10 protein-coding genes are annotated in these 12290 nt (G+C 57.6%); 2 read left to right on the top strand and 8 right to left on the bottom strand.

Annotated elements, in window-relative coordinates; all coding sequences use genetic code 11:
• Positions 1-154 precede the first annotated feature (154 nt).
• On the bottom strand, positions 155-1828 hold the full coding sequence (locus tag AUC60_RS23790; RefSeq protein ID WP_087273480.1) for an ABC transporter substrate-binding protein: 1674 nt from the start codon (positions 1826-1828) through the stop codon (positions 155-157).
• A 326-nt stretch (positions 1829-2154) separates the two neighbouring features.
• Here AUC60_RS23790 and AUC60_RS23785 point away from each other — a divergent pair, with 326 nt between their 5' ends.
• Positions 2155-3177, top strand: coding sequence for a LacI family DNA-binding transcriptional regulator (locus tag AUC60_RS23785; RefSeq protein ID WP_087273478.1), 1023 nt, complete (start codon positions 2155-2157; stop codon positions 3175-3177).
• Positions 3178-3347: 170 nt separating this feature from the next.
• Here the strand turns inward: AUC60_RS23785 and AUC60_RS23780 are convergent, their stop codons facing one another.
• The 7 genes from AUC60_RS23780 to AUC60_RS23750 form a co-directional block, all read right to left on the bottom strand.
• Positions 3348-4298 carry a FecR domain-containing protein gene (locus AUC60_RS23780; RefSeq protein ID WP_087273476.1) on the bottom strand — a complete coding sequence of 317 codons (951 nt, stop codon included), beginning with the start codon at positions 4296-4298 and terminating at the stop codon, positions 3348-3350.
• A complete protein-coding gene (locus AUC60_RS23775) occupies positions 4295-4810 on the bottom strand; it encodes a sigma-70 family RNA polymerase sigma factor (RefSeq protein WP_087273475.1) in 516 nt (171 codons plus the stop codon). The genes AUC60_RS23780 and AUC60_RS23775 overlap by 4 nt, the downstream gene beginning before the upstream one ends.
• A gap of 266 nt (positions 4811-5076) precedes the next feature.
• Complete coding sequence (araH, locus tag AUC60_RS23770; RefSeq protein ID WP_027902022.1) at positions 5077-6042, bottom strand: L-arabinose ABC transporter permease AraH; 966 nt, start codon at positions 6040-6042, stop codon at positions 5077-5079.
• Positions 6043-6105: 63 nt separating this feature from the next.
• Positions 6106-7632, bottom strand: coding sequence for an L-arabinose ABC transporter ATP-binding protein AraG (araG, locus tag AUC60_RS23765; RefSeq protein WP_087273474.1), 1527 nt, complete (start codon positions 7630-7632; stop codon positions 6106-6108).
• A gap of 172 nt (positions 7633-7804) precedes the next feature.
• Complete coding sequence (locus tag AUC60_RS23760; protein WP_087273472.1) at positions 7805-8821, bottom strand: substrate-binding domain-containing protein; 1017 nt, start codon at positions 8819-8821, stop codon at positions 7805-7807.
• Positions 8822-9040: 219 nt separating this feature from the next.
• Positions 9041-9919, bottom strand: coding sequence for an SMP-30/gluconolactonase/LRE family protein (locus tag AUC60_RS23755; RefSeq protein WP_087273470.1), 879 nt, complete (start codon positions 9917-9919; stop codon positions 9041-9043).
• 76 nt (positions 9920-9995) lie between these two features.
• Positions 9996-10718: a FadR/GntR family transcriptional regulator gene (locus tag AUC60_RS23750; protein WP_087273468.1), complete on the bottom strand. Its 723-nt coding sequence runs from the start codon at positions 10716-10718 to the stop codon at positions 9996-9998.
• A gap of 342 nt (positions 10719-11060) precedes the next feature.
• Here AUC60_RS23750 and AUC60_RS23745 point away from each other — a divergent pair, with 342 nt between their 5' ends.
• Positions 11061-12209, top strand: coding sequence for an aldose epimerase family protein (locus AUC60_RS23745; RefSeq protein ID WP_087273466.1), 1149 nt, complete (start codon positions 11061-11063; stop codon positions 12207-12209).
• The last annotated feature ends 81 nt before the right edge of the window (positions 12210-12290 follow it).

Genomic DNA, 12290 nt, shown 5'->3' with positions numbered 1-12290 from the left:
GGTCGCCTCACACGGTTTTTATGTGGGAGCAGAGCTTGCTCGCGATAAACGAGGACGCGGTATGTCTTCCAGATACGTCTCATGCATCGCGGGCAAGCCTCGCTCCCACAGGTTCTGCGCTATCCTGGAGGAGCGGCTGAAGGTCTCAGGCTTCTCAGTCCTGTTTGGAGACCAGCGTCAGGTCGATGAACCAGCTCTGCGCCGGCACCACGCCTTTGATTTTTGGCGAAATGGCACGTGGGCCTACGTCGTGCGCGACGTACAGGAACGGTGCCTCATCGACGATCGCGGCGTTGAGCTTACCGGCTGCTTCATCCAGCGCTTTCGGGTCGAAGGAGTTGCGCACGGTCGTGATCAACTTCTCCACTTCCGGGTTGGCGAAATAGCCCCAGTTGTTGGAGACCGGCGGGAAGGCTTTCTCGCTGGCAAAGCGCACCATCCCGAAGTACGGGTCCATAACGGCGGCACTGACGTTGATCGCATTGGCGCCCTGCGCCGCCGGGTCTTTAGCGCCCAGACGCCAGCCACTGAACAGGGTGTTCCACTCCGTGACCGCAATTTCCACATCGAAGTAGCAACCCTTGAGGCTCTGCTGGATGTACTCGTTCATCGGCAACGGCTGCATTTGCCCCGAGCCGGAAGCCGAGGTCAGCACCTTGACCTTAATCGGTTTGGCTTTGCTGTAACCCGCCTCGGTCATCAGTTTCTGCGCGGCCTCCTGATCGTATTTGATCTTGAAGGACGGGTTGCCGTACCACGGCGAGTCCTTCTCGTAGGTCCCGGTGGCTTCCTGCATGTAGCCGCCCAGATAAGCCTTCAGTTCACTGCGGTCCAGACACAGGTTGGCTGCCTGACGGACACGCTTGTCCAGCCATGGCGAACCCGGTGCGAAGGAGAACTGCCACGGCCACAGGTGCGGCTGAGCGTTCGAGTAAATCTTGAAATCCTTGCTTTTGATCTGATCCATGGCGTCCGGCGCCGGTGCTTCAATCCAGTCCACCTGACCGGATAACAGCGCCGCCGTACGGGCGTTGGCCTCTGGCAACGGGATCAACTCCACGCGATCAACCTTGGGCACACGCTTGGCGTCCCAATAGTCCGGGTTCTTGTCCAGCACCAGTACCTGACGCGGCACCATGCGGTTCATCTTGAACGGGCCGGTGCCCGAGGAGTGGCTGGCGAACGCAGTCCAGGCTTGCTTGGAGCGCTCGGCGGGATCGGTTGTAGTGGCTGGCACAGCGTCGAAATCTTTCTGCCAGGCCACGGGCGAAGCCATGAACAGATTGGTCAGGTTGTACGGCAGCACCGCGTCCGGCTCGCTGGTGGTCAGCTCGACCGTCAAGTCGTCGATCTTCTTCGCACTGCGCAGGGTCGGCATGCGGGATACGGTCACACCGATTTGCCCTGGGGCATATTGCGGAGCCTGTTTGTCGAGCACCTTGTTGACGTTCCAGACCACCGCATCAGCGTTGAAAGCCGAGCCGTCGTGGAACTTCACACCGGGACGCAGCTTGAAAATCCACTTGGTGTGATCATCCGGGTTGACCGCCCACTCGGTGGCAAGCCCCGGCACCAATGCGCTGGGCTTTTCGGCCTGGGACAAATCCCACTCGACCAATGAGTCAAACATGGTGATACCGGTGAAACGGTTGCCTTCATACCCCTGATCCGGCTGGCCGTGAGTCAGCGGGATGTCTGCTGCGGTCATGGCAATACGCAAAGTGCTGTCGGCCATCGCCGCCAATGGCGACATAGCACTGATCGCTACCGAGCAAGCAAGAGCCAGTCGGGTCAAACTACGTGCGCGGGTTACTGAAGCATGCGTCATGGCGAGTTTCCCATCAGTCAGGTAAGAAGAGCTGACAGGTGCAACGCAATGGGCATACCAACTTTTTCCAGCGCAAATAGCATCGCGCAGCATTTAGAGAAATAAATGATGCTTTTCAGTCAGTTACAAAACATTAAAAAACACTGAAAAAAATAACCCAAACGTTTGGGTAGTGTTGCGCAGCGGTTCGTGCAATCTTTTGGTACGCAGCGCTCCATGCTGGCGCAAAGACCCTGCGCACATCAGAATTCGCGACAAAGCTGCGTGAATCATTTGGCGAAATGCGAACATTGCGCCCTGCTCATCCGCGTTACGAGGCAGCCCCTATGAACAGACGCCCAGCCACGCTTCGCGGTATAGCCCAGCAACTCAACGTGCATGTCTCAACCGTGTCCCGCGTGCTCAATGGCACTCTGGATCATGCGGGTCGGGCGGCGTCCAAGGACACTATCGAACGCATTCGCGCCCTCGCCGCCAGCCTTGATTACCAACCCAATACCCACGCACGCACCCTGAAAACCCGGCACAGTCGAGAAATCGCGATACTGGTCCCGAGGCTTTCAGATATTGTGCTGGCCACGGTTTATGAAGGCATCGACGAAGCCGCCAGCGCACGTCGTTATACCTCGTTCGTCGCCAATACCCTCGATCGCCCGGAACGCCAGCGCGAACTGGCCGAACGCGCCTTGGCGCGCAATGTTGAAGGCTTGATCATCAGCGATGTGCATTGCACCCCGGAACCGGGATTTCTAGAGGAACTGGCGGAGCGGCAAGTACCGTTCGTGCTGGTCAGCCGCCGACGTGGTCAGCATTGCTCAGTGACCTCGGACGACGAGATGGGAGGTCGCCTCGCCGCAGAGCACTTGTTTACTCAAGGCCATACTCGCGTCGCGGTGATCGCCGGCGAAGCGCACAGTAGTAACTCCAGTGAACGCACCGCGAGCTTTGTCGCTTACTACCGCGAACGCGGCATTATCGTTGCGCCTGAATGCATTGTGCCTGGTCACTTCGACACCGAAGCGGGTTTCAGCACGGGCGAATACCTGCTCAATCTTGCACAACCGCCCACGGCGATCTTTGCGGTCAACGACTTCCTGGCGATCGGCCTGTTCGGTGCCATGCGCAATCGCGGTCTGGTCGCTGGACGGGATATCGCGGTGGTCGGCTATAACGACACGCCGCTGGCTGCGCACCTGCAACTGACCAGCATCAGCACCAGCATGCATGCGCAAGGCGTACGCGCGGTAGAGACCCTGCTGCAACGCATTGCCGGTGAACCGGTAAACTCGCATCGCTTCCCGACCGTGCTCACCGTGCGGGCTAGCAGTTGTTGTAAACCAATGAGTTGAAATACCTCACTCATCAAACAACATGCAAACTGCTGGATTGAAATGCATTTCCTGTAGGAGCTGCCGAAGGCTGCGAAGCATTTATCCTGACACACCGCGATCGCAGCCTTCGGCAGCTCCTACAGGTCATGTGTTTGCCGCACAACGCCTGTAAAGACCAGTCTTCCAACTCACGCAGCAACCTGGCGCGCCGTTAGCGTCACCCAATACCGCGTCCGGGTTTGCACTTGCAAAGGCAAGGTAGCAGCGAGCAGGAACAGGATCTTGTCAGTGTCATCCAGGCGGAAGGTACCGGTGACCCTCAACGATTCCAGCGCTGGGTCCCAGCGCAGGATGCCTGGTCGATAGCGGCTCAGATTTTCCAGAAAGCGACCCAGCGGCTGGTTTTCCACGCTTAGCACTCCCTGCCGCCAACCAGGCTGCCGGGTATCGAAAGGCTGCACCGAGGTAATCGCGTCTGCGCTCATGGTCGCTCGCTGGCCGGCCTGCAAACGCATCGACTGACCCTGCTGCGGAGTGAGTTCAACCATGCCGCGCCAAACCGAGACCTGACAGCTTTGTCCGCGCTGACGGATACACAACTCGGCGCCAGTCGCCAACACCAGCCCTTGACCGGTCTTGATGGTCATTGCCGGGGCATTGCTGGCCATGTTCAGCGCCATCTCGCCCTCAATCAGCGACAATAGCCGCCTGCCCTGCTCCAGATCCATATTCAGAGCAGTCGCGGTGTCCAGCTGAAGCAGGCTGCCATCTGGCAAACGTAAGTCTCTGCGCTCCCCCGATGCAGTGCGCAGGTCAGCGCGCCACGCGGCAACCGGCGTTTGCTGGGCCAGCAACCAGCCAGCAGGCAACAAAGCGGCGACTATCAACGTGCGTTTGAGCACCGCACGACGTCCAGAATCGGGTCGATCAAGACTGGCCATCGCCAACTCTGGCGGCAACCCGGCAAAACGCTGACGCAGGCCCTGAGCCTTCTGCCAGGTCTGCTCGTGATGAGTGGACTGCTCGCGCCAACGCTGCAAGCGTGCCCGATCTTCGGCATTGGCGCCGCCGGACTCCAGCAGGACCAGAAAGTCTGCTGCGTCTTCAGCAATCTGCCGGGACTGCGTAGCGCTGTTCATAGCTCGACCATCAGGCAATGAGTGTAAGCCTGAGCCATGTAGCGTTTTACCGTGCGCTCGCAGACCTGCAAGCGCTCCGCAATCTGCGAGTAATTGAGACCTTCCAGTTGCGCCCAGAGAAATGCACGGCGCACTGGCAACGGCAGCGCGTCGAGCAGTTCATCGAGTGCTTGCAGGGTTTCCAGCAGAACCCAACGCTGTTCAGGTGACGGAATCACATGTTCGGGCAACGTCGCCAGCGCTTGAAGATAGGCCTGCTCGACGCTGCGACGCTGGTAGTGGTTGATCAGCAGGCGCTTGCCCACCGTCAGCAAGTAAGCCCGCGGCTCACGCAATGAGCTCAGTGGTTCGCTGTGCTGGCTGGCCAGCACTTTGACGAACGTATCCTGACTAAGATCGGCAGCATCCCATGCATTGCCAAGGCGACCGCGCAGCCAGCTTTCCAGCCAGCTGCGATGATCGCGGTAGAAACTTTCCAGGGTAGGCTCCAACGGCCCTGCTGCTTCCCTCATCGTCAACCGCTCACTGTGAGTCACTACTTAAAATGAGAATCATTCTAATTAGTTCGGAGGCGAGCGCCAACTTTATTTGCTGAGTTTGCGGTGTGTGCCAGTTTTGCGGCGCCTGCATCGTCCGGATGCGGCCCAGACCAAGCACCGCTTCCACATTAGATCGCACTCCCCCTTGTGGGAACGGTGCTTGGTCTGGGCCGCATCCGGACGATTTAGGCGCTAAAAATCTGTCCTGAAATAACCTCTCAGGAAGTCCCCCCGACACCTCAACGCCGCTTCATCCGGTCAATGATCACCGCCAGCAACAGGATCGACCCGCGGATCACGTACTGATAAAACGTATCGATGTTCTTCAGGTTCATCGCATTTTCTATGATTGCCAGAATCAACACCCCGGCAATCACATGGCGGATCATGCCAATCCCGCCACTCAGCGACACGCCGCCCAGCACGCAAGCGGAAATCACCGTCAGCTCAAAGCCCTGCCCGATCATGGGCTGACCGGACGTCATCCGCGACGCCAGCACCACGCCCGCCAGCGCACCGATCAAACCATGCACCGCGAAGATAATGATCTTGGTGCGATCCACATGCACGCCGGCCAGCAACGCCGCTTCCTGGTTACCACCAATCGCCAGGGAGTTGCGCCCGTAAGTCGTGTAATTCAACAGCCAGCCGAAAAAGGCAAAACACACGATGGTTATCAGAATCGGCACCGGTACGCCGTACAGCTGGCCGTTACCGAATACGAAGAAATCTTCGTTGGAGACGCCCACCGCCTTGCCGTTGGAAAAGATGTACGCAAGGCCACGAACAATCTGCATCGTCGCCAATGTCGCGATCAGTGCGTTGATGCGCAGCTTGGCAATCACAATCCCGTTGATCAGCCCTACTACGAGGCCCATGGCCAACGCGGCGGAGATGCCGAGAAACAGGCTATCCGTATCGCGAATCACGATCCCGGCGATCACGCCTGAGCAAGCCAGCACCGAGCCCACCGACAAATCGAAATGCCCGGATGCCAGGCAAAACAACATGGTGCAGGCGGCGATGCCCACGGTGGAAATCGCCAGCCCCAGACCACGCATGTTCAGGGGTGACATGAAGTTATCGATGAGAAGCGTGCAGAGCACAAAGATGCCCACGGCGGCCATCAGCATCGCCCAGTCATCAATGAAACGACGCACGTTAAGGCCCTGACGCGGAGCCGTCAGACTGGATTCGGTAGACATACGCACCTCTTTCTTGTTTTTCATTCTTGTTTTTCTGCTTGTGCGACACGTAGCGGGTCCGTGTCAGACACGGGTTCGCGGCAATGCCAGTTGCAACAGACGCGCTTCATTTGCTTCGTCGCGATTCAGCTCGCCGGTAATAGCGCCTTCACTCATGACCAGAATCCGGTCAGCAATACCCATGACTTCCATCAAGTCACTGGACACTACGATTACCGCAATCCCGTCAGCCGCCAGGTTATGGATGATCTGGTAAATCTCGGACTTGGCACCGATATCGATGCCTCGCGTCGGCTCATCCAGCAGCAGGACTTTCATGGGCATCGACAGCCAGCGCCCGAGGATCGCCTTTTGTTGATTGCCCCCGGAGAGAAACAGCATTTGCTGATCCGGCGAAGGGGTTTTGACGTTCATCGCCTGAATCTGGTGTTTGGCGTTGCTCTTCTCCCAGCGGCCCTGAATCAGGCAGCCCATCGTCACGTGGCGTGGACGCGCACCAATGTTGATGTTTTCGGCAACGCTGGAGAGCGGCACGATGCCTTCTTTCTTGCGGTCTTCTGGGCATAGCAGGATTCCTGCAGCAATCGCATCACGAGGGGAACGAAGCTCAAGGTTCTTGCCGTCGATCTGCAACGTACCGGACTTGCTGCGCGTCAGGCCCGACAACATGCGGAACATCTCGGTACGACCAGCCCCCACCAATCCAAAGAAGCCCAGCACTTCGCCTTTTTGCACGGCGAACGTCACCGGTTCCTGCAAACCAGGCCCCAGTAGTCCGGTGACCCGCAAGCCGGGCCCGTGATGCTGTCTTGGCCGATAGTTGTAGATGTCCTGAATATCGCGACCGACCATGCAGGTCACCAACCGGTCGTGGTCCAGCTCAGCCATATCTTCGAAGGTGCGCACGAAGCGTCCATCCTTGAACACCGTGACGGCATCGCAAACCCGGAAGATTTCTTCCATGCGATGGGACACATAAAGGATCACCCGGCCTTCGTCCCGCAGCTTGACGATGATTGCCATCAAGCGATCAATTTCCCGCGCTGACAGGCTGCTGGTGGGTTCATCGAACGCAATCACATGGGCGTTACGTGACATGGCCTTGGCGATTTCCACCAGTTGCCGTTGACCAAGAGACAGGTCGCCCAGCCGGGTCGACGGATCAATCTCGTCAGCCAGCCCTTTGAGCAGCTCCCGCGCCTGACGCAACATGGCGCGGCGGTTGACCATGCCCCAGCGGCTCGGCATGTGGCCCAGCAGCAGGTTCTCGGCGACGGACATTTCAGGCACCAGTTGCAGCTCCTGGTGAATCACAGCAACACCGGCAGCAATGCTGTCGGCGGTGGATTTGAAGGTGTACGCCTGCTCACCAATCGACAAGTTGCCGCTGCTCGGCTGATAGGAGCCGCCAAGGATTTTCAACAGCGTGGACTTGCCCGCGCCGTTCTCGCCCATCAGCGCATGAACGCTGCCGGGACGTGCTTCAAAAGTGATCTCCGACAGTGCGCGCACGCCGGGAAAGGTTTTGCCGATACCGTTAAAGCGCAGGCTGCCTGCGGGGAGCTGCTGTTCAATTGCTGCTGGTTGCATGGAACCTCCTGTCCGGACCGAAACACCAATCTTTGTAGGAGCGCACGAGCACCGCGGGGCCGCGATGGCGGTGTATCAGGCAGACGCTGTCGCTGCCTTGCGGTGCTCGTGAGCTCCTACAGATTTTCGATGTAGCATGAGAAACGCAGAGCGCGAACCTCACGCAGCTCTACTACTTCCAGAGACCAATCTTGGTCAGTACTTCCTGGAAGTTCGCCCGGGTGATCAGTGTCACGTCATCCATCGCGGTGTATTTAGGAGGCTCTTCGCCGGTGGTCACCCACTTGTACATCTGCAGCGCGGTGTTGTAGCCCTCTTTATCCGGGCTTGGCAGCATCGAGCCGAAGAAGCCGCTTTCCTTCTTCTTCAATTCATCGATGGCGTCAGTGCCGTTGATACCGATACCGATCACGTTCGCAGGCTTGAAGCCCGCGCCGGCCGTTGCACGTACACCACCCAGAACGGTGTTGTCGTTCATACCGCCGATGATCAGGTTCTTCGCTGCGGCAGGCAGTTTGGGCAATGCCGAGTTGGTGGAGTCCATACTGCCGGGTACGTCGAGGGTCTTTTGCGCTGTGAAGAGGATATGGTCTTCCGGGAGGCCTGCTTTCTTCAGTGCATCTACCGAACCATCGGTGCGCTTCTTGCCGGTATCCAGCTCGTTATAGGTGTTGATAATCGCGTAGGTTTCTTTCCAGTCCCAGTTACGATTCTTCGCCTCGGCGACCATGGCTTCGCCCTGTTTCTGGCCGACTTCGAACGCGGCCATGCCCAGGTACGGGACGTCTTCCATGAACTTGCCACTGGAGTCGACAAATCGATCATCCACGGCCATGACTTTCAAGCCGTTGGCTTTGGCCTTGGCAACAATGGCAGGGCCAAGCGATACATCGGGCGGGCAGATGACGAAGCCTTTGGCACCGTTGGCGGCCAGGCTATCGATAGCGGAAAGGGTTTTTTCACCGTCAGGGACGGCAATTTTGATCACTTCAAAACCATGGTCCTTGCCAGCTTTCTCAGCAAAGGCCCATTCGGTTTGAAACCATGGCTCTTCGGCCTGTTTGACGAGGAAGCCGATTTTGACAGGCTGGTCGGTAGAGCCTGCAGCAGAAACTCCACCCGACAGACCCAGCACAGCAGTAGCAACAGCGGCACAGCAAAGGGAACGGATCCCATGACGACTCAACATAGCTAACTCCTTATTTTTATTGAATAGCTACAGCGTCCAGCGATGAGTTGTATTGAGGTCATCCGAACCCGAAGGCAATGTGGATGGACATCAAAACAAGAACAAAACAGTCATATCATATTATCAATGACCGGAATGTAACCTAGTGTCACGTCTGTTAAAGCACCGACATGGAACGCTCCTTTTCGAGAAATGAAACAAGTCTTTTGATAACCGCCGTCAGCCCGCGAAACGCGTCGATGCCAGGCCCTGTATGCCAACATCGGCCGCCAATAGCGCGCCGTCGAATTGCCCGTGAGCATCGCCCGGTGCCGCGCTGGTGACATACAGCGTGGTCATGTCCGGGCCGCCAAACACGCAACTGGTGGGATGACTGACCGGCAGTTCGACGATCCGCTCAACACTCCCGTCCGGCGCAAAGCGGATCAGGCAGTTGCCGCCCCAACGGGCATTCCATACATAGCCTTCAACATCCATCGCCGAGCCGTCCGGCACGCCGCGAGCGTGCTCGGACGCCCATATCGAGCGCGATCCAAGTTTTCCATCGGCAAGAATCGGGTAGCGATAGATCACATCATCAAGACTGTCGGCGCTGTAAAGCTCATCGCCTTTGGCAGTCCACAACAGCGTATTGACGATGCCCTGGCCTTCAAGCAAAGGCGTGACTGAAGTATCGGCATCTACCCGGAACAAGCCGCCGGAACGTCGAGTGATCGGCAAATCGCCGCCCTCCTCGTCGAGATTGTTCTGCATGGAGCCCAGCCACAAGCGGCCTTGCGCATCGCAACGGGCTTCATTGGCGCGATTTCCGGCAACCGGATCGGCCTTGCACAACAGCGTGAGGTTTGGCGTATAGCCAGGAGAATCCAGATCAAGGCGATAGACGCCGCTGGCCAGCGTCACCAACGCATCGCCCCGGCGAGTGGGGATAAAGGCCGAGACCGGCTCGGGCAAATGCCACTGCTGATACTGCTCGTCGAACAGACGGCAGGCCAGTCGGGCCGCAATGTCGACCCAGTACAGGGTCTGGGTTTCTGCGTCCCAGAACGAGCCTTCGCCCAACATGAAACGGTGCGCTGAAACAGGCAGCCATTGCATATGAAAATGTCCTTTGTTCTTGTTTTTTTAGGTGCTTCTTACAGGTGCTTCAGGGTGTTCGTTTATCAGTGCAACGTTAGTCGGTGAAGCTGTTTGATGCCAAAGCCTGACGGGCAAACGATTCGGCAATCACCCCGGCGGCTTGCTCGATCAAGGTCATGCAGGCCCAGACGCCACGTGCCGCATCACGACTGGCAATCGCGTCGGCGAGGTCCTTGTGCAGTGGCAAGGTTTTACCCAACTCACCTGGCACCGCCGAAGACACCTCGAACGACACCGCCAACAAGGCACCCAGCGCAGGCAGCATCTGCTCGATGAAGCGGTTATGGCTGGCCGCCAGAACTGCTTCATGAAAGCGCCGGTCGGCCAGGTTGTAATCACCCATGTCCGCTACCGATTCTGCCAATGCCGCATACGCCAACTGAATCTCGCTGATCTGCTCGGCGCTGGCCCGCTCGCACGCCCAACGCACCGCCATGGGCTCGATGGTCCTGCGCAAATCCAGCAAATCCTTCACAAAATCTTCTGGCAATCCTTTGCGTGCCAGCCAACTCACTACCTGCGGGTCGAACAGATTCCAGTTACGCAACGGTAAAACCCGGGTGCCCACCTTGGGCCCTACTTCCAGCAGTCCCTTGGCGACCAGTGTCTTGATCGCTTCACGGATCACTGTCCGGCTAACACCCAACTCTTCAGCCAACACGGCTTCGACTTTCAACACCTGACCCGGCAGCACGTTGCCAGCCGCGATCCACGCCCCCAGCCAATCGACTGTGGACGCATGAAAATTATTGCTCATGTGCTGCGCCTCACTACGCGGTCACTTCCGCGATTTGAGGCTAATCATCACATGATTAGCTGTCAAACCTGCCTATGGCGTTGCTTGTAGGAGCTGCCGCGGGCTGCGATGGCTCTAATACTGGTGAAACACCAAATCGCAGCCTTCAGCAGCTCCTACAGAATCGATGCGACCATCAAATAGTATTACGATTAAATTTTCAAGTGACGTTTTATCGGCTATAAATCCTGATAACTCGCTTTTATAGGATGAATAGTCAGACCAATAAACCCAATGAGTAAGAACCCGGCCCGCATCGAAGGTTCGGTGCAGCCCACCACAACAACAAAAAAGGTACATTCAATGAAATCCTCTTCACTGCTCAGCAGCTTCGGACTGTCCTTGATGATCGCTACCCTCACGGCCAACGCGGCCAGCCTTACCAATGAACACAGCGCTTTTGGCAAGACAGCCGATGGCACTGCCGTCGAGAAATACACCCTGCGCAACAGCCACGGCGTGGAAGCCAACATCATTACCTACGGCGCGACCCTGCAATCGCTGCTCCTGCCGGACAAGAACGGCAAGGTCGAGGATGTGGTGCTCGGTTTCGATGATGTAAAAGGCTATCAAGACAACGGCACTGTATATTTCGGCGCAACCATCGGCCGTTTCGGCAACCGTTTGGCCGATGGCAAATTCAGCCTGGATGGCAAGACCTATCAAGTGCCGCAAAACGACAAGACCAATGCCCTGCACGGTGGCACTCAGGGTTTTGACAAGCGGGTATGGAAAGCCGAACGCAGCAATGAAAACGGCTGGGTGGGCGTCAAACTCACCTACGTGTCGCCGGATGGCGAGATGGGTTTCCCCGGCGAGCTGAAAACCGAGGTGACTTACAGCCTCAATGAGAAGAACGAGCTGCGCATCCACTACAACGCCACCACCAACAAGCCCACCGTGCTGAACCTGACCAACCACAGCTACTTCAATCTGGCGGGCGCGGGTAACGGTGATGTACTCAAGCAAGTCGCCACCCTGCACGCTTCGCATTACACGCCGGTCAACGAGAAGCTGATCCCCACCGGCGAACTGCCTGCGGTCAAAGGCACACCCATGAATTTCCTGACGCCTACGGCCATCGGCAAGAACATCAAGGCGGACCATCAGCAATTGAAATATGCCGAGCCGAAACAAGGCGGGTTTGATTTCAACTGGGTCCTGGACACCAAAGGCGACGTCAGCAAACTGGCTGCCGAAGTCAGCGACCCGCAATCCGGTCGACGCCTCCAGTTGTTCACCAGCGAGCCTGGCGTGCAGCTGTATACCGGCAACTTCCTGGACGGCAGCATCCATGGCAAAGGCGGCAAGGTCTACCCGCACTGGGGTGCCTTCACCCTGGAAACCCAGCACTACCCGGACGCACCGAACCAGCCGAAATTCCAGAGTACCCGGCTGGATCCGGGCAAGGCGTATACCCAGACCACCGTGTTTAAGTTTTCAGCACACTAAAAGTTCAAGGTACCACGCTGTCTCGCGGTGACCGTTGGACCTGTAGGATCTGCCGAAGGCTGCGATAGCGGTGTGTCAGGA

It is taken from the genome of Pseudomonas caspiana (assembly GCF_002158995.1).
GTDB classification, from domain to species: Bacteria; Pseudomonadota; Gammaproteobacteria; order Pseudomonadales; family Pseudomonadaceae; genus Aquipseudomonas; species Aquipseudomonas caspiana.
This window is presented reverse-complemented; position numbering and strand designations above follow the sequence as displayed.